Source organism: Thermococcus sp., assembly GCF_027052235.1.
Lineage (GTDB): Archaea > Methanobacteriota_B > Thermococci > Thermococcales > Thermococcaceae > Thermococcus.
In genome coordinates, this window is sequence record NZ_JALUFF010000048.1 from 20,059 (window position 1) to 36,731 (window position 16,673).

Consider the following 16,673-nt stretch of genomic DNA (forward strand, 5'->3'; position numbering starts at 1 on the left):
GAAAGTTAATAAGAATTTCGCGATTGATTGGACAGGATGTTAACCCGGAAGTGGATAGAGTTAAAAAGGCTCCAATATTAATCTAGTTAGGTGAGAGACATGAGCATCGAGGATGCAAATTTCAACGAGGGTTACGATGACTACATCACCTTCCTGAAGAGGCGAATAAGACAGCTTGAACTCCAGGTCAGAACCCTGGAAGCGGACAAGGAGAGGCTTGAGAGAGAGCTCTCTCGCCTAAGGATGGAGATGTCGAGGCTCAGACAGCCACCGGCCTTCGCCGGAACGGTTATAGAGCTACTCGACGATGACAGGGCCATAGTGCAGAACTACAACGGGCCACGCTTCGTCGTGAGGATAGCCCCCTGGGTGGAACGCGACAAGCTCAAGCCCGGTTCGAGAGTTGCCCTCGACCAGAGGACAATGGCCGTCGTTGAGATACTCCCGAGCGAGAAGGACCCGAGCGTTCTGGGCTTCGAGGTCATAGAGAGGCCAAACGTGACATACAACGACATAGGTGGCCTCGACAGGCAGATACAGGAGCTCAGAGAGGCCGTCGAACTGCCCCTCAAGCACCCGGAACTCTTTGAGAGAATTGGAATCGAACCTCCCAAGGGAATCCTCCTCTACGGCCCACCGGGGTGTGGAAAGACCCTGATGGCGAAAGCAGTGGCAAACCACGTCAACGCAACGTTCATCCGCGTCGTCGGTAGCGAGCTCGTGAGGAAGTTCATTGGCGAAGGCGCCCGCTTAGTCCACGAACTATTCGAGCTGGCCAAGGAAAAGGCTCCGACCATAATCTTCATCGATGAGATAGATGCTATCGGAGCCAAGAGAATGGACGAAACAACGGGCGGGGAGAGAGAGGTCAACAGGACACTCATGCAGCTTTTAGCCGAGATGGACGGCTTCGACCCGCGTGGAAACGTCAAGGTTATAGCGGCCACCAACAGGCCCGACATCCTTGATCCAGCGTTACTCAGGCCCGGACGCTTCGACAGGCTCATAGAGGTTCCACTCCCAGACTTCAGGGGAAGGCTTGAGATACTCAAGGTTCACACGAGGAAGATGAACCTCAGGAACGTTGACCTCAAAGTTATAGCCGAGCTCACAGAGGGAGCGAGCGGTGCAGACTTGAAGGCAATAGCGACAGAGGCAGGAATGTTCGCCATAAGGGACAGGCGCGACTACGTCACCCAGCACGACTTCCTGAAGGCAGTCGAGAAGGTTCTCGGGGCCGAGCAGAGGCTCGCTCAAGCGATAGCGATGCACGAGGTCATGTACGGCTGATACATTTTTATTTTTGACGCTCCCCGTGGGCTTGAGGCGATATTTGCGATTAAGCCGTTTTACTGCATCCACCACGCTAGGAAACAGGGATTTTCTCAAAGGACATTTCCAATTGACATTTCAGGCATCTAAATGGGGACTTGTTGAGACCTAAGTTTAAAACAGGGAAAACGGCCGTAGGTTTATAAGAGAGCCGAAAAAACACGGGTGGGAGAGCGTATGGTTAGCAAGCTGCTGGCCCTCGAAGCCTACCCCAACCTCAAAGACCTCGACTTCAGGTTACTCCGGGCCGTTGAGCTCAAGATGAGGCACCACCGCTGGGTGCCCCTTGAGGAGATAGCGAAGTTCGCGAGGCTCGACGTTGAGACCGCATCATTCAGGCTCGGAAGGCTTGACGACTGGGGCCTCGTGAGGCGCAGGAGCGACATAGGCTACATAGGTTACCAGCTCACGATACACGGCTACGACACCCTGGCCATAAGGGCCCTCGCCAGAAAAGGCGTCATCGAGGCGATAAGCACGACCCAGATAGGCGTCGGAAAGGACGCGGACGTTTACGTCGGGATAACGCCCTCCGGAGAGAGGGTCGCGGTCAAGTTCAACAGGATAGGCGGGAGAACCGCATCGAGGAAAGCTGGCTACCACTCCAGCGTCTTCCGCGACAAGCATCACACGAGCTGGCTCTACGTTTCGAGGCTCATAGCGAGGAAGGAATACGACGCCCTGGTGCTCTTGAACCCGATAGCGAGCGTCCCCAAACCAATAGCCTGGAACAGGCACGTCATCGTGATGGAGTTCATCGACGGAAAAGAGCTCGCAGAGCTCCGCGACACGGATTTAAGCAGGGAAGAGGCGAGGGAGACCCTCGATAAGGTGCTGGAGGAATACCTGAAGATCGTCCGCTTCGGAATAGTGCACTCCGACTTAAGCGAGTTCAACGTCGTCCTGCTGAGGGATGGCGGGATTATGATAATCGACTGGGCCCAGTACCTCCCAACGGCCGACCCTGAGAGCTACGAACTCCTGAAGAGGGACATAACGGTCATACTCAACGCCTTCAGGAGGAGGTGGGGGGTTAGGATTCCCTTCGAGGAGGTCTGGCCCGAGTTTAAATCGGCTTGGAAGGAGAGCAGGGGTGAGGGAGATGGTGATTAAGTACGAGCCCCTTAACAGAAGGGAGAAAATAGTTAAACTATTCAGAGAGGCCATAGAGGCCGAGAACAGGAACGACCTTGAGACCGCCAAGAGGAAGCTCGACGAGATACTGCACGAGAGCATTGACGTTGAGCCGGAGTTCTACTTCGAGGCCTGCTTCCGCCTCGCGGACGTGTTCATCCAAGAGGACAACTACCGTGGGGCAGTTAAGTGCGCGCTGAGGGCCATACTGAGGGCGCCAAGCAACGACCACTACCGCCTTGGCGTTAGGAGACTGGGTGATATCCTCGGGATAATGAAGGTCAGGGGGAGGCTATCCGACCTAGTCGAGAACATGGAGAGCACTCTGAAGCTGATTGAAGAGGACGAGGAGCTCCACCGCTTCGTGAAGGCACTCGTAAGGCTGGCAAGGGGAGAAAGGGTTGAGGAGACCTTTTCCCTTGAGGAGTTCAACGAGGTAATAAGAGCCCTCTCAGGATGAACTCGACCTCTTCCCTTTTGGGCCGGAAGGGGTAGTTGTAGGGCTCCTTCCCCGGCCTCTCGTTGTAATAGGGCCTGTTGCAACCCGGACAGCCGTGGGTCGAGAAGACCTCAGGGGGGATTCTCGAAAGCTCTTCCACAGAGAGTGAAAAGCCCGCTATGGAGTCTCCCTCGAAGACTATGGCGTCCTCCATTCCATTCTCTAAGAGCCACCTCGCCAGCTGTATCCTGCGGTAGCGCTCCATGGAAGGGGGCTTCGCCTTTTCAAGCCTCGTCCCCCTGATCGGTGTGAATGCAAAGAGGGAAATGTCCCCTCCAATCTCGTAGACCCTTCTCATTGTCCCCACAAGCTCCCTGTCCGTCTCACCGAGACCAACGATGATGTGAACGAGAGCTCTCCCGGTTCCAAAGACTCCAACAACGTCGTCGATAAACCTCCAGATTCCCTCCCAGCTCAGGTCGGGCTTTATCTCATTGAAGAGCTTCTCGCTCGCAACGTCGAGGCCAACTCCTATGTAATCAACTCCGAGCCCTCTGAACTCCTCAAGGAGTTCCCTCCCAACGGGGGTTATAGAGAGGGAAACGGGAAGCCCTAGAGCAGATAGTTCGGAGAGCAAATCAAGCACATCCCCGTGCATCCCCGGGTAATCAACCGTCTGGAGGCAGAGCCTTGAGAAGTTACCGTTGGGAAGGTTCTCGATTACCTCATCGAGCTCAAAGGCCGGCCACGTGACGCGGGAGAGCTTTTCCCAGTCGGCTCTACTTGAGCGTGCCTGGGCGCAGAAGGCGCAGTCGTTCAGGCACTTCCCAGGCCAGTATGTCATGAGGTAAGCCGTCGTCGGTCTGGCAAGGAGCTTCGCCCTTATGAGCCCCATGGCTATCGCGGTACCGTAGGAAACCCTAACTAGCCCGGGCACTTCCTTCACCTTTCAACTTGGGCACGAGGACGCTTATAAGGGCTACGCCGGCAAGAAAGGGGAGGATGGGAAAGACCGCCTTATAACCTCCAACATCTGCAACGTAGCCGAGGGTAACCTGACCTCCGAGCATTCCGAGGTCGAAAAACATCGTGTATACACTCGACCCCATGGCGCGTATTCTTCCGGGGAGGGGTGCTAGGGCCATCATCTGCATCGCAGGAACCGCGAGACCAAAGCCCGCCCCGATAAAGATGGCGCTGAGATACGAGTCCGGGGGAAAGATCATGAAGTTGAGGAGGGTGTACCCAACAATAACCACCAGAATCCCAACGGAGGAAACCGGAACCGGACCAACTCTGTCGGCCGTTTTTCCACCCACCAACCTTGTAATGAAGCTTGTTGCCCCAACGACCATCATGTAGAGACCAAAAACCCGCTGGGGAAGACCAAGGAACTTGTAAAGGGCGGGGAGATAGGTCAAAACTCCCGAATATGAGGCGGAGAAAAACAGAAGGGCCAGGGAGGTGAATACGAAAGAAGCCTTCAGCAGTGCCCGGTAATGAACCTCACCGCTCCTACCGTCTTCTCCGCGTATTCTACCAACCTCCCTCCATACCGGCACCACAAAGAGAAAACCCACAGTGGAGAAAATTGACACAAAGGAGAAAGCCCCGGCAAAGCCGAGGTAGTCCGAGAGGTAGCCCCCAAGAGCCGGGCCTATTATGTTGCCGAGGGAGAACATCGTCCCGCGCCAGCCGAGGGTTTCCCCAATCCTCCCGACGGGTGCTAGATCCACAGCCGTTGAGAGACTCGACGGGAAGAAGAGCCCCATAGAAAAGCCGTGGAGTGCTCTGGCAAAGGCGAAGAGGGATATGCTTGATATATGAGCCGAGACAACGTAGAGAATGCCGCTAATGAGAGATATAACGTTTCCAGCCATCATCAGCTCAAGGCGGTAACCTTTGTCCCCTATGAATCCTCCAATGGGCTTTGAGATGAGAGAGAGGAACGAAGTCACGCCCGCTATAAGGCCCACTAGAAAGGGATTCGCCCCAAGGGTTATAGCAAAGGGAGAAACTATTGGGTTGGTCAAACTTATCCCGAGGAAGAAAAAGAACGTGGAGAAGTTAAGGAGCCAGATGTTTCTGATGGTTTTCTTCACTAAACACCAGCCTCCGGTTCATCCATGCCCCCCCTCATGAAGGCATAGCTCATATGCTTCGTGTTCTTGGCGAAGCCGACGTTTCCGTTCGAGTCAACCATTATGATGCCCATCGTGTCTCTGCCGAAGTACTTCGTTGCGAGGCTTATAGCGGCCTCACTCGCGGCCTGAGCATTCATCCCCAGTCTAACGAAGTCGGTGGCACTTTTAGCTAAAGCGAGCTTTATGGCAACCTCACCGAGTCCCGTGCAGGAAGCCCCCGCAACTTCGTTGGCGTAGGTTCCGCCACCTATTATCGGCGTATCCCCGACCCTGCCGAAGACCTTGAGGAAGACACCACCGGTTGACGTGCCCGCAACCACCTCCTCGCCGTCGAAAGCCACCGCCCCAACAGTGCTCCTGAGCAGTTCGGGGTACTCCTTTATCAGCTCGTTGAGCTTCTTCCAGTGCCTGGTTTCCCCTTTCTCAAGGAGCTTTTTTCTGAGCTCCTTCCACTGTTTCAACCGCTCCTCGGTTACTGGGTCGTACTCCTCAAAGCCGAGCAGGCGGGCGAACTTTACGGCACCCTCGCCAATCAAGAGCACGTGATCAGTTCTCTCCATCACCTTTCTGGCGACGCTTATCGGATTTTTAACCCCCCAGATTCCGGCAACGGCACCTGCCTCAAGGGTCTTCCCGCGCATTATTGCAGCGTCCATCTCAACCCTGCCGTCGAGTGTCAAAACGCTCCCGGTTCCGGCGTTGAAGAGGGGATTGTCCTCAAGGGCTTTGACCGCTTCCTCAACGGCATCCAGTGCAGAACCGCGCTTGAGTTCCCTCCATCCGGCCAGTACAGCTTCCCTAACGCCGGCTATTACCTTTGGAATCCTCTCCTCCTTCCTTATCGTCCCGGCCCCGCCGTGAACTATTATCGCTACCATCCGGCACACCCGATGAAAGAAAGCTCGAAAGGTTAAAAGAGTTATGGAAACGGGCCTAACTCAGGGCCATGTTTATTATGGTCTCCCCAATGTTCTCAAGGTACTCCAGAATTCTCCGGAAGCTCTCCTTGGCCAGGGACTCGCGGTAGTCTATGGCCCTTATGCGTTCCCGTATCTCAAGCATCAGCTTGTCGATCTCCCTGAGGTTCCTACGCTCTATCTGGGCAATCATGGCGTCGAACTTGTCCCTGAGGTAGGGGACGTCAACGCCGTCCGGGTTGTCGGCTATCCTGATTATGTGGTCGCCTATTCTCTCGATGTCCCTGGCTATGAAGAGTATCGCCATGAGGTCAAAGGTTCTCCTCACGAGACCGCTCTCCTCGCTGACGTTGTGCCTGCTGAGGAGCCTGTTTACCGTTCTGATGATGAGGAAGTAGAAGCGATCCAGTTCGTTCTCAAGGTCGTAGATATCTCGCTTTATCTCGCCGTTCGAGCCGGCAACGAGGAGCTCAAGGTCGCCGAGCATCGAGAGAACTATGGAGCGCACTCTCCTGAGGAGTTCGGCGAGGTTCACCTCGTCCTCGTCGAGGAGGCTCTTGGCAACTATCCTCTGGGGCTCGTCGAGGATTATCTCAACGCCCGGAAGGGTCTGAAGAACCTTTCTGACCTTGACCTTGTAGAGGGGCATCTCGCCCGGGAAGACTATGTCGATTACGTCGTAGCCCTGTATGTAGGCAGATATCACGAGCCTTATCGCCATGTCCGGCGAGAACTCGGGCGATATCTCCAGAACTTTCTTCTCGCTGGTTTCCTTTGGCTCCTTAGGGAATATCGTTATGCTCCCGTCGGGGTTTATGACCAGCGGAACCGCATCCCCCTGCCTGAGGTTGTTATCCCGAACCCATTTCTTGGGCAGTGAGATTATGTATGAACTCCTGCCGGTAAATTGTATCTTCCTGAACTCCATAGCTGACACCGTAAACTATATAGATAGGTGGCTTAAAGGCTTCACTTCGATATGCTTATAAACGCTAAGATGTATGTTACAGCATGTTCAGAGACTACGGAAGGGACGCAAGGATAATCATAATGGCCAACGCTCTCGGCCAGACCTTCCTCCAGTTCTCATTCTTCATAATGCCCTTCTACCTCAGGGCGCTAGGCTACGGGACGGACATGATGGGTGCTTTCTTCTCCCTCCAGACTCTAACCGCCGGGCTCTTCTTTCTCCTCGCCGGCCCCCTCTCACTGAGGCTTGGCTATAAGAGAACCCTCCTCACGAGTGCAATCCTGGGCCTCGCCGGGAGAGCCCTTCAGGTGTTCGACGGCGGAACGCTCGTCCTTCTCGCAGGTTTCCTCCTCGTCGGGGTCAACATGGGGCTCAGGCAACCAAACTTCTCGGCCTTCCTCAGCGAGCTTGTCCCAGGGGAGAGAAGGCACGAGGCTTTCTCCCGGAGCTTCGGCCTTGGAACCCTCTTCAACGCCTTCGGCGTTTTATTGGCTGGAGTCCTGCCCGATTACCTCGTTGGCATGGGGATTGGCGAGGTAACGGCATACAGAGCCACGGTTGCACTCGCCCTGCTTCAGTTCGTCTTCGTAATTCCTGCCCTTCTGGCTGTTGGAGACGTGCCTGTTAGGGGGAAGAGGGTGGTATGGAGGAGAGAGCTTGCCGTGAAGATACTCAAGTTTTCCCTTCCGAGCGCGCTCATAGGCCTTGGGGCTGGAATAACGATACCCTACATGAGCATCTACTTCAACCTGCGCTTCGAAAAGAGCCTGGCATCGATAGGTGGCGTCTTCTTCGTGATGCAACTGGCGATGGGACTCGGTTCTTTCCTCCTTCCTGAGCTGGTCAGGAGGATGGGCCCTGTGAGGGTTATAACCTACTTCCAGGGGGCTGCCACCTTCCTCTTCCTTGTTTTCCCCTCGATAGAAACCTTCGTCCTCGCGGCGGCGGTCTACATAGCCCGGGCCATCCTGATGAACATAGTCTGGCCCGTTAACGACTCCTTCATGATGGGCTTCTTCTCGACGGAGGAGAAGGCAACGGCCTCGGGGATAAGACAGGCCTTTTCGACTTTTATGCGCGGTGCCGGGAACTACCTCGGGGGACTCCTCTTTGCTACCTCACTGAGCTATCCGTTCTACGCTACCGCGCTCCTCTACGCTACGGCGACGGCACTCTTCTACGCCTTCTTCATCAAGCACAACAGGTGAGAAAAGAAAAGCTCACTCCCTTGAGAGCTCCACGCCACGCTCAAAGGCCTTGAAGTTCATCTCCCAGAGCCTCTCGCGGAGGGTCAGCCTTATTCCCTCAAGCAGGGACTCCTTCTTCAGGGGGATTAGGCCCTTGCCGTAGGCGTAGCCGAGCATCAGAACACCCAGAGTCCTAGGGTTTATCTTGTCAGCCTCCTTCTGAAAGTCCGCCATGTGGACGGGGCAGATTTTCCCAATCGCTTCCCTTATCTCATCGAGTTCGGGATAGCGCTCCTTGCCGACCAAAGTTGTTGCCGTGTGAATCGGGTAGGCGTTGATTATGGCAACGCTCTTTTTGCTCAAAAAGCGCGCGTTCCTCAAGGCCTCAGCGGGCTCAAGTGCGAGCATCAAATCGGCTTCCCCCTCCTCTATGAGGGGAGAATAAACTTCCTCGCCGAAACGGAGGTAGCTCAGAACGCTTCCGTAGCGCTGGCTCATTCCAAGGGTCTCGCCGATTCTGACGTTGTAACCTTCAACCATAGCAGCGTTCCCGATTATCCTCGAAAGGGTCAAGCCACCCTGACCGCCGACGCCGGTTATTATGAGGTTGAACTCCATGAGCACCACCGGGAAGAGTTGGGGTGAGGGAATAAAAACCTAAGCTCAAAAAAATTCGCTCATAGAATTAGCTCTTCGAAAATCCTGAGCTTATTCCGCTCCTTCAGCTTTACCCAGTCAAAGATAGAGCCCGAGCTCTCCCTCAGGCGGAGCGTCTCGACGAGCTCCCTGTACTTTCCTCCGGCGATGCCGTTCGCTATTATAGCGCTCCCCTCGGCGGCTTCTTTAGCCTTTGCCCTGCTCTCAAGCTTGAGAACATCAACCGAAAAGCCGTAGGTCTCGAAGGCATTCTCAAGGGCCTCCTTGACGTCGCCGAAGAACTCCGGGATCCTCGAAAAGCGCCCGCTGATGTATACCGACTCGGGCCTTGCGGAGGGCAGCAGGGCAAAGACGTCCTTCACGATGGCCTCGATCATAGCGGTGTACCCTTTCCTAACGTTCTCGTCTTCCTTTGCCAGCTTCACGAACTCCTCGGGAGGGACCGAGAAGGGGTCGATTCCGGCTATGTAGGAGGCACCACCCTGGAAGAGAACCATCTTTCCAAAATCTTCCAAGGAATTAGCTAAAGCGTAGGCGAGCTCGCCGTCCATGAAGCCCATTCCGAGGTAGCCCGGGAAGCCAGCCGTTCCAGCCATGGCATCGACTATCTGGCCGTTCTTAACGGCCATCGCTGAAGTGTAGGCGAAGCCGACTTCCACAGCGATGAGGTTGGTCTCGGAGTAGGGCATGCCCTTCCTCTCGGCTTCCCTTACCATCGCAAGAGCGACCGTGAAGACCTTATCAGCCGTGCCAAGGTCAATCCTGTTGGCCTTTCTCCACTCGGAAACCGTCGGAAGGTGTATGACGCCGGGCGTGAAGTAGACGTTGAGGTCTTCCGCCTCCCTGAGGAGGAGCATAAGCTCCCTCAGGCCGACTATCTTGAGCCTCCTCCTCACGTCAGCCTCGGTGATAAAAGTGGCCAGAGCTATCTCCTCGTCCGTGGCTTCCCTCGCTGGCTTCAGCGGTATTCCGTAGCCGCAGGGGCCGACTATAGCGTCAATCTTCCCGTGCTCCCCCTGAACCTCCCGCAGGAGCTCGACGATTACGCCCGGGTTCTCGGTTACTTTATTCCTGTCAACAGCCGTGTCAATAATAACCTCCCCTGTCTCGTCGTCGAAGCCGAATACGTCCATGCTCTTCGTCCCGGAGTCTATACCGACGGCCTTAACCATGCTCCACCACCGTCCCGCGATTGTCGGCTTTCGTGATGAAAACCTCCCCGCCATCCCCGTTCTCGCGGAGGAAGGCCTCAACCTCCCTCCTCAAAACTTCGGCCTTCTCCCAGCCATCGACGAGGCCGTAGAAAGTCGGTCCCCAGCTCGTCTGACAGGCACAGTAAGCTTTGCTCAGCATCAGCTTTATTCCCTCGTTGACTATGTCGCAGCAGTAGACGTTCTCCTGGTAGTCGCTCCAGAACTTCCCGAGGAGGTGGTTGAACTGGTAGAGCCCCTCGCCGAAGGTTTTAATGTCGCGCTCGACGAAAGAGGGAAGGATCTTTATGAGGACAATCCGCGAGAGCCTGTCGGCCAGTTCGGGAGGCATTTTCTTGAGGTTGTCCAGTATCTCGTCCTCCCTCCTCCTGACCTCAGCAAGGGCCTTCCTCGGCGTTTCTGGTATGGCCACTACGAAGAGCCAGTCCTCCGGCATTTCACCCCTGAATATCAGCGGGGGGACGACCTTTTCACGCTTGTCCACAGGGAAGCCACCTTCGTATATGAAACCGCCGACCTTGAGGGCGTAGAAGCCGAGGGCCGTTATTAGGCCGCGCCTCATGGAGAGGGCCACATCCTCAAAGGAGAGACCGAGGTTGAAGAGCCTGTTTATTCCCTCGCCTATGCTGAGGGCCAGCGTTGTGTGGAAGCCTATTCCAACCCACTTGGGGATGTAGCTTTTAACTTCAACCTCAACAGGGGGGAAGTCGTGGCTCTCGCGGAAGCGCTCTATAAAACGGAGAGCGTCTTCGTCGTTTGAGGTGTCCTTCTCAGCTTCCCTGACCTCGATTTCAAGCCTTGGAGTTTCAATGGCAAAGCCCACCGTCCCGTAGAGCCTTCCCATGTCACCGCTCAAATCTGGATTCCCGGTGTGGAGATGAGAAGGGGCCCTAATGACAATCCGATTCATTCGATCACCCGCACTCTTGAGATTTCAGGAGTATTTAAGAGATGTGCTCAAATTGTGCCGGGATCAAGATGCGTCAGACCTTACCCTGCCAGCCTTCTCCCACGCACGTACGTCGCTGAGATGTTCCTCTCGTCACCCAGTATCATAAGGCGTGAGAGGAGAACCGAAGGGTCGTCATCTGCACCTGCCAGAGGTTCTGGGTCGATGATTACAAAGTCCGCCTCCTTGCCGACCTCAAGGCTCCCTATGCGGTCTTCCATCCCAAGGGCCCTCGCACCGCCCATCGTCAGCAGGTGGAAGGCTTTGAATGGGCTCATCATGTTGGCGTAGTACGCATCCCTGAGGACTTCGAGCATAGATAGAAACGGCCCCGCACCGACGTCCGAGCCGATGGAGACGGTTAAACCGGCCCTCTCATGCGCTTTGAGATCCATAACGCCGCTGTGGAGGAAGAAGTTGGAGGAGGGACAGTGGGCTATCTTGGTTCCAGCCTCGGCTAAAATCTTCCTCTCGCGGTCGCTCAGGTGGATGGCGTGGGCCACTATCGTCCTCTCCCCAAGAAGGCCAGTTTTAAGGTAAACATCGGTGTAGGATTGAGCCTCGGGGAAGAGTCTCATGACTTCCTCGATTTCACCGATCTGCTCAGACAAATGGGTCTGGACGTAGAGGCCCATTTCCCTCGCAATCTCAGCCGCTGTTCTCATGAGCTCCATGGTACAGCTGACGGCGAAGCGAGGCGTTACCGCGTAGAAGAGCCTGCCATCGAAGCCGTGCCAATTGGAGGCAACAGCCTTGATGTCCTTGACGGCCTTCTCAGGTGTTGTGAGGAGCTCCTCGGGGCCGTTCATGTCCATGAGAACCTGACCGATGACGGCGCGGATTCCACTCTTCATTGCCTCCTCAAAGGCTATCTCCGTTGCCTCCCTATGTGATGAGGAGAATACCACAGCGGTCGTCGTTCCGTTCCTCAGCAGGCTGCTGAAAAATTCATGGCTGACTTCGCGGGCAAACTCGGGGTCAGCAAATCTCTTCTCGGCGGGGAAGATGTACCTCTCAAGCCACTCTAAGAGAGAATCGCTTATCATAGCTCTCTCTCGGAGCTGTGGCAGGTGGATGTGAGTGTCAATAAAACCGGGAAGAATGACGCTTCCAGAGTAATCCACCAGCTTGCCCCCAACATGGGGTCTCTCATCGGAAAGGGCCACTATCCTTCCGTTATCATCAACCGTCATATAACGGTACTCCCTGGGAGAAGAGGGGTTCTCAAAGCTCAGAATCCTGCCCTTATAAATTCTCATAGATTGCACCCAAAAAGGGGGTAAAATAAAAAGTGCTTAAAAGACTGTCGTTCAGCCCTCAAGGCGGAGCCTCTTAATTACAAACTGCCTGTCGAGGGAAGCGAGGAAGGGGGCAAGCCTCGGCCCGCGGTCCTTTCCTATGAAGAGCCTGTAGAGGGTTCTAAACCACTTTTTGCTTGGAATTCCACGCTTTTTGGCAGAGTCGAAGAGAACGTTGTTGAGCTCGTCAACGGTGAACTTCTCGTGCCTTTCCAGCCATTCGGCAACTTCGAGCATTGCCTCCCTGATTTCCGGCTCAAGCTCTATCTCGGGTGGCCTCTCAAGCAGGCTGAACTTCACATTATCTGGAGCGTACTTCTCGACCCAGTTTCTGGCGAGCCTTATGCGCGTTCTTATTCTTTCCACGTCCTCCTCCGTAAGCTCTTCGGGAACGTGGCCCTGCTCCTGAAGAACGCGGATTATGCCATTCTCATCGAGGTGGGGCATCTGAACGAGCGTAACAAGGAAGCGGAACGGGGCCTGAGCAGTTAACCTTTCGGGAATTTTTGGCATTGACAGTTCATAGGTTCTCTTGAGTTCCTCTTCCTCCTCCCTGTTCTTGGCCTTTTCAAGACCGAAGTATATCCTTTCCACCTTATCGAACTCGTCGTAGAGGTTGAGGAGGCCCAAACCGAGGTCAATCTTAAGCTCCTTGTTCGGCCTCGCCTTCGCGTAGATGAAGCGGATTATGCCCGGCTCAAGAACCTCGTAGAGGTCGCTGAGGAGTATAACGTTACCCTTTGAACCACTCATCTTGCCCTTCTGCCCCTTGATTCCCACGAACTCGTACATGAGGGTCATCGGGGCCTTCCAGCCGAAGACCTTCTCCGATATCTCCTTGCCGGTATCGTAGGAGCTTCCAGCAGCCAAGTGGTCCTTTCCAGCGGGCTCAAAGTCCACCTTGAAGTGTGCCCAGCGCATGGGCCAGTCAACGCGCCATCTCAATTTTACGTTTCCCTCACGGATGTCTGTCTCTCCCTCGCTCCCGCAGTGCTCGCAACGGTACTTAACCTTCCATTCGCCGTCCCAGGAAACGAACTCCGCCTCCCTCCTGCATTTCGGGCAGTAGACCATAACCGGCTGCCAGCCTTCCTCAAGGGGGGGCTGTTTGGCTATCTCGCGGTATTTGTCAAGGATGGCCTTTATTTCGTCCCTCTTTTCCATGGCAAGCTTTATCTTCTCCGCGTACTCACCGCTCTTGTAGAGCTCCCTCGCGTGGAGAAAGTCAGCCTCAATGCCGAGCTTTCTCACTTCCTCCTCAAACTTCTCCATGAAGTGGTCTGCATAGCTCTCGTGACAGCCCCAAGGGTCGGGAACCTCGCTGACGGGCTTTGTTAGGTGCTCCTTCCACTCCGGCGGAACGTTCTTGGGAACCTTTCTAAAGCGGTCGTAGTCGTCCCACATGTGGATGTGGCGAACCCTCTTGCCTCTGTCCCGGAGGGCGTGACCGACTATGTAAGCGGTAAAGAACTCCCTAAAATTGCCTATGTGAACGTAACCGCTCGGAGTTATCCCGCTCTCGACAACGTACTCCTCCTTATCGCCCCTTTCACGGATTATCTTCTCGGCCATGTAGTCAGCCCAGTGAACCATCCTCACCACCGCGCTTAGCTCCGTGAAGGCCCTTTTAAGCTTAGCCCGCCCAATTGCAACGAACTATAAGGGAAAACCTTATAAGAGTAGATAGTAAGAACCACTGGAAAACGTAAGGAGGCATCCAAATGGAAGTTGAACTGGAGAGGATGCAGATTTTCTTTCCTGCGTCGCTTGAAATACAGGAGGAGCTATTGAAGGCGGGCTTTAAGGTTCCCTACTACAAGGAAACTGGAAGGAAGACACCGGTTCCAGTCGTGGTAAGCTCAAAGGCCGAGAGACGCCTTAGGCAGAACAGGCTTCTCAAAGCGAAGGACTTTGAAAGCGACGGGAAGTTCGCACTGGTGCCAGAGGAGAGGGCTGTTATGGAAATCGACGTGACGGAAAAGGGTTTTCTAATCCTCCGACCGAAGCCCCTCGAATACCACCTCGAAGATATCGGCTTCGTTTCGGTTCCGCCAAGGATATGGGGGACGTGGGCAAGCTTTTCGATACCGTTCTCTTTCTACGAAACGCTGGCAGACTTTTTGAGCGAGTTCAAAAGTGATGAGACGAACGGCATCTACCTAGCTTCCCGCGGGGCGGGGAAAAGAATAGAGGTCTACGCCTACAAGGGGAGAACGAGAAAAGACCTCGGGATTCCCGTCTTCGGCTACACCCTTGGACTTCACGGGCTGAGCTTAGCGGGCGAATACCTCCGCGAAAAAGCTGAGGAAAACGGCGTTCCGGAGGAGAGGCTCCGCTACCTCAAGCTGGGCCTCAGAAAGAAGAAGGAGACCAAAGCGGGCCTGAAGGTTGGGGTCGTTTGGGAGGACGGAAGGCCCAGCGAGATAACGCTGAAACTCTCAACAACCGAGCCGAGGATTAAGGTTCAAGGGCTTTACGGCGAGTTAGTTGGAAAATCTCGTGGGGAACCAACGAGAACCGACGAGTGGTACATCGTGGTTCACGCTGGCGATTTCATTGGAGCTCTCCGCAGGGTGGTGAGCGCTTTCGGGTGAAGGTATATTAACTCCAAGCCTTTTATTTTCTCTGGTGGAACCAATGTTAGGCACCGCCGAGGCCGTTGTCATAGCACTGCTCTTCATACTCTCAACCATAGGCTTCACGAATCCCAGCCCAGATTTTCAGCGGAACTGCCTTCATCTTTGGAGTAATCCAGCTCTGGCCCCACCTGAAGAGGAGGGAGCTGAGCTGGTATCAGATAGAGCACAACTACGGTGAGGTCTTCTTCGCGTTCTCGGCCTCAGCAATACCCCTGCTACTCCCGCTTGAATACGCTACTGCAGTACTCCTCGCGATGGCAATAAGCGACGGAGTCACGGGGATAATAAGGCACTACTACTTCAGAAAGCACGGCTTCAACGTGAAGCTCAGGAAGCACTGGACGGGGAGCATAGGCTACTTCGTCACAGCGGTGATAATAGCTTCCCTTCTCCTTGACACAGGGATCGCTGGAAAGATAACATGGGCAATAATCCTGACCCTCACAGAGTACCAAGGCTGGCTCGATGATAACCTAGCGGTTCCGCTCGTCGGCGGGTTGATATTCTTCCTCTACTGAGCCCATCTGACCTTAAGGCTGTCCTTCTTCACCTTCTCGAACTCCTCAACAAGGGCTTTTCCGCTCTTCTCCATAAAGCCCTCAACGTCGGTGATGCCGAGTTCCTTGAGACCGATCGCTTCGACGCCCTCCGGGATTCCTTTGGCTTCCGCGTTTATCCCGATGTGTATCTTGACGCTCACGGGTGAAACGGTGGCTATCGAGATGCTGAGCTTTTTGCCGTTCACGTAGATGTCGTCGCCCTTCCTGACCGTTCTTACTCCATACTCGGCCAGAACCTCGCAGAGTTTAGCTATGAAGAGCTTCTGCAGGGTTGAGGCAAAGAGGATATTAACAAGGTCGAAGACCTCGATTATGTAGTGCACCATGTCGTCGCTCTTTATCTCCTTGCTCTGACGGAGATCCTCTATGTCGATCATCTCCTCGACTTTAACGTCGCACTTCCCGCGGAAGACAACGAGCGAGTTGCCCAGAATTCCGAAGTTCCTATAGGCCCAGTGACTTTTAATTGCCGAGCCGTCGTAATCGATACGCTTATCTTTAACGACCAGCAGTTCCATGCTATCACCCCATCTTTTCGAGAAGTTCTCTGAGTTCTTCAAAAGACTTTACATCGACCCACATGTGGACGAACTCGACCTCTGGAAGGATCATCTTAACCTCGTTCACGTGAAGCTCCCTGTCGTCCACGTAGATAACGTCCTCAACATTGTAGCCTATCGAAGCCAGCTCCTCAAGGGTTCTCCTTATCATGTCGGCCTTGTTTGGGTGGCCTTCGATTTTGGGGAAGGTAAAGTAGTCCCAGAGGCTGAAACCTTCGAGAATAGGCCTCACCCTCTCCTCGACGTTCCAGCTGGCTATCGTAAGCAGGAAGCGCCAGCTCGCCCACTCAAGGAACTCACGCACACCAGGAAAAAGGTGAAGCTCTTCTCCGCAGGCATCAATTAGATAATCGTCGTGGAACTCAAAGGGAAGCACTAGACGGGATGCATCCTCGTGATCCCAGAGGGTGCCGTCTAGATCAAGGACGAGCAGTTTCATTAAGAATCACCGGGGATAAAACAGCCGAAGGACCTTAATTCTTACGGTCAGGTTCAACAGAAGAGTTATGTTAAGTCACGATGAGGGCCGTGCATAGGCGAGCTGGCCTATCAGACGTCCCGCCCGGGGCACTCGGGCTGTTGGGAGCGGCAGACTGAACGGGTCGGTTTCCCTTCCCGCTTACATCCCCGCCCCATCAAACGGGTCTTCTTCCCGAGCCCTCGTCCTGGGCAACGG

General features: G+C 54.6%; 16 protein-coding genes, 1 rRNA gene and 1 pseudogene. 6 read left to right on the plus strand and 12 right to left on the minus strand.

What is annotated here, in order from left to right:
• Positions 1 to 99: 99 nt before the first annotated feature.
• The 3 genes from MVC73_RS05525 (at position 100) to MVC73_RS05535 (ending at position 2,926) form a co-directional block, all read left to right on the plus strand.
• Positions 100 to 1,290, plus strand: coding sequence for a proteasome-activating nucleotidase (locus MVC73_RS05525; RefSeq protein WP_297508062.1), 1,191 nt, complete (start codon positions 100 to 102; stop codon positions 1,288 to 1,290).
• Between the two features lie 219 nt (positions 1,291 to 1,509).
• Positions 1,510 to 2,445, plus strand: coding sequence for a serine/threonine-protein kinase RIO2 (locus tag MVC73_RS05530; protein WP_297508015.1), 936 nt, complete (start codon positions 1,510 to 1,512; stop codon positions 2,443 to 2,445).
• Entirely contained in the window at positions 2,435 to 2,926 is a 492-nt protein-coding gene (locus MVC73_RS05535) for a hypothetical protein (RefSeq protein WP_297508018.1), read from the plus strand. The genes MVC73_RS05530 and MVC73_RS05535 overlap by 11 nt, the downstream gene beginning before the upstream one ends.
• Here the strand turns inward: MVC73_RS05535 and MVC73_RS05540 are convergent.
• The 4 genes from MVC73_RS05540 to MVC73_RS05555 are packed head-to-tail and all read right to left on the minus strand — an operon-like array spanning position 2,895 to position 6,894.
• Entirely contained in the window at positions 2,895 to 3,842 is a 948-nt protein-coding gene (locus MVC73_RS05540; protein ID WP_297508065.1) for a radical SAM protein, read from the minus strand. The genes MVC73_RS05535 and MVC73_RS05540 overlap by 32 nt on opposite strands.
• Entirely contained in the window at positions 3,826 to 5,007 is a 1,182-nt protein-coding gene (locus MVC73_RS05545) for an MFS transporter (protein WP_297508022.1), read from the minus strand. Before MVC73_RS05545 ends, MVC73_RS05540 begins: the two co-directional genes overlap by 17 nt.
• Positions 5,007 to 5,927: an isoaspartyl peptidase/L-asparaginase family protein gene (locus MVC73_RS05550; protein WP_297508068.1), complete on the minus strand. Its 921-nt coding sequence runs from the start codon at positions 5,925 to 5,927 to the stop codon at positions 5,007 to 5,009. The genes MVC73_RS05545 and MVC73_RS05550 overlap by 1 nt, the downstream gene beginning before the upstream one ends.
• A 55-nt stretch (positions 5,928 to 5,982) precedes the next feature.
• Complete coding sequence (locus MVC73_RS05555) at positions 5,983 to 6,894, minus strand: phosphate uptake regulator PhoU (RefSeq protein WP_297508071.1); 912 nt, start codon at positions 6,892 to 6,894, stop codon at positions 5,983 to 5,985.
• Positions 6,895 to 6,977: 83 nt separating this feature from the next.
• On the opposite strand from MVC73_RS05555, the gene MVC73_RS05560 reads away from it, so the two are divergent.
• A complete protein-coding gene (locus MVC73_RS05560; RefSeq protein WP_297508024.1) occupies positions 6,978 to 8,144 on the plus strand; it encodes an MFS transporter in 1,167 nt (388 codons plus the stop codon).
• Between the two features lie 12 nt (positions 8,145 to 8,156).
• Here the strand turns inward: MVC73_RS05560 and MVC73_RS05565 are convergent, their stop codons facing one another.
• From MVC73_RS05565 to lysS, 5 genes are all read right to left on the minus strand, one after another.
• Entirely contained in the window at positions 8,157 to 8,741 is a 585-nt protein-coding gene (locus MVC73_RS05565; protein WP_297508074.1) for an indolepyruvate oxidoreductase subunit beta, read from the minus strand.
• 59 nt (positions 8,742 to 8,800) lie between these two features.
• Positions 8,801 to 9,952 (minus strand): DUF1464 family protein, encoded by a 1,152-nt coding sequence (locus tag MVC73_RS05570; RefSeq protein WP_297508027.1) that lies wholly within the window; start codon positions 9,950 to 9,952, stop codon positions 8,801 to 8,803.
• Positions 9,945 to 10,901: a beta-ribofuranosylaminobenzene 5'-phosphate synthase family protein gene (locus MVC73_RS05575; protein WP_297508031.1), complete on the minus strand. Its 957-nt coding sequence runs from the start codon at positions 10,899 to 10,901 to the stop codon at positions 9,945 to 9,947. Before MVC73_RS05575 ends, MVC73_RS05570 begins: the two co-directional genes overlap by 8 nt.
• 80 nt (positions 10,902 to 10,981) lie before the next feature.
• The gene (gene guaD, locus MVC73_RS05580) at positions 10,982 to 12,199 is read right to left on the minus strand and encodes a guanine deaminase (protein ID WP_297508035.1); all 1,218 of its coding nucleotides are present in this window, start codon (positions 12,197 to 12,199) and stop codon (positions 10,982 to 10,984) included.
• 51 nt (positions 12,200 to 12,250) lie between these two features.
• On the minus strand, positions 12,251 to 13,831 hold the full coding sequence (gene lysS, locus MVC73_RS05585; protein ID WP_297508078.1) for a lysine--tRNA ligase: 1,581 nt from the start codon (positions 13,829 to 13,831) through the stop codon (positions 12,251 to 12,253).
• Positions 13,832 to 13,959: 128 nt separating this feature from the next.
• Between lysS and MVC73_RS05590 the strand changes: the two genes are divergently transcribed.
• Both MVC73_RS05590 and MVC73_RS05595 read left to right on the plus strand, forming a co-directional pair.
• Positions 13,960 to 14,832, plus strand: coding sequence for a PhoI (locus tag MVC73_RS05590; protein WP_297508038.1), 873 nt, complete (start codon positions 13,960 to 13,962; stop codon positions 14,830 to 14,832).
• A 107-nt stretch (positions 14,833 to 14,939) separates the two neighbouring features.
• Positions 14,940 to 15,395: pseudogene (locus tag MVC73_RS05595) on the plus strand (hypothetical protein); the annotation flags it as partial.
• Here MVC73_RS05595 and MVC73_RS05600 read toward each other — a convergent pair.
• The 3 genes from MVC73_RS05600 to MVC73_RS05610 form a co-directional block, all read right to left on the minus strand.
• On the minus strand, positions 15,389 to 15,955 hold the full coding sequence (locus MVC73_RS05600; protein ID WP_297508041.1) for a DUF366 family protein: 567 nt from the start codon (positions 15,953 to 15,955) through the stop codon (positions 15,389 to 15,391). The pseudogene MVC73_RS05595 and the gene MVC73_RS05600 sit on opposite strands and share 7 nt — an antisense overlap.
• 4 nt (positions 15,956 to 15,959) lie before the next feature.
• On the minus strand, positions 15,960 to 16,436 hold the full coding sequence (locus MVC73_RS05605) for a magnesium-dependent phosphatase-1 (RefSeq protein WP_297508044.1): 477 nt from the start codon (positions 16,434 to 16,436) through the stop codon (positions 15,960 to 15,962).
• A 120-nt stretch (positions 16,437 to 16,556) separates the two neighbouring features.
• A 23S ribosomal RNA gene (locus MVC73_RS05610) occupies positions 16,557 to 16,673 on the minus strand; the annotation flags it as partial.

Excerpts from the sequence above, each read along its gene's own strand:
- MVC73_RS05525 (WP_297508062.1), top strand. The coding sequence starts at position 100 with ATGAGCATCGAGGATGCAAATTTCAACGAGGGTTACGATGACTACATC.
- MVC73_RS05530 (WP_297508015.1), top strand. The coding sequence starts at position 1,510 with ATGGTTAGCAAGCTGCTGGCCCTCGAAGCCTACCCCAACCTCAAAGAC.
- MVC73_RS05535 (WP_297508018.1), top strand. The coding sequence starts at position 2,435 with ATGGTGATTAAGTACGAGCCCCTTAACAGAAGGGAGAAAATAGTTAAA.
- MVC73_RS05550 (WP_297508068.1), bottom strand. The coding sequence starts at position 5,927 with ATGGTAGCGATAATAGTTCACGGCGGGGCCGGGACGATAAGGAAGGAG.
- MVC73_RS05555 (WP_297508071.1), bottom strand. The coding sequence starts at position 6,894 with ATGGAGTTCAGGAAGATACAATTTACCGGCAGGAGTTCATACATAATC.
- MVC73_RS05560 (WP_297508024.1), top strand. The coding sequence starts at position 6,978 with ATGTTCAGAGACTACGGAAGGGACGCAAGGATAATCATAATGGCCAAC.
- MVC73_RS05565 (WP_297508074.1), bottom strand. The coding sequence starts at position 8,741 with ATGGAGTTCAACCTCATAATAACCGGCGTCGGCGGTCAGGGTGGCTTG.
- MVC73_RS05570 (WP_297508027.1), bottom strand. The coding sequence starts at position 9,952 with ATGGTTAAGGCCGTCGGTATAGACTCCGGGACGAAGAGCATGGACGTA.
- MVC73_RS05575 (WP_297508031.1), bottom strand. The coding sequence starts at position 10,901 with ATGAATCGGATTGTCATTAGGGCCCCTTCTCATCTCCACACCGGGAAT.
- guaD (WP_297508035.1), bottom strand. The coding sequence starts at position 12,199 with ATGAGAATTTATAAGGGCAGGATTCTGAGCTTTGAGAACCCCTCTTCT.
- lysS (WP_297508078.1), bottom strand. The coding sequence starts at position 13,831 with ATGGTTCACTGGGCTGACTACATGGCCGAGAAGATAATCCGTGAAAGG.
- MVC73_RS05590 (WP_297508038.1), top strand. The coding sequence starts at position 13,960 with ATGGAAGTTGAACTGGAGAGGATGCAGATTTTCTTTCCTGCGTCGCTT.
- MVC73_RS05600 (WP_297508041.1), bottom strand. The coding sequence starts at position 15,955 with ATGGAACTGCTGGTCGTTAAAGATAAGCGTATCGATTACGACGGCTCG.
- MVC73_RS05605 (WP_297508044.1), bottom strand. The coding sequence starts at position 16,436 with ATGAAACTGCTCGTCCTTGATCTAGACGGCACCCTCTGGGATCACGAG.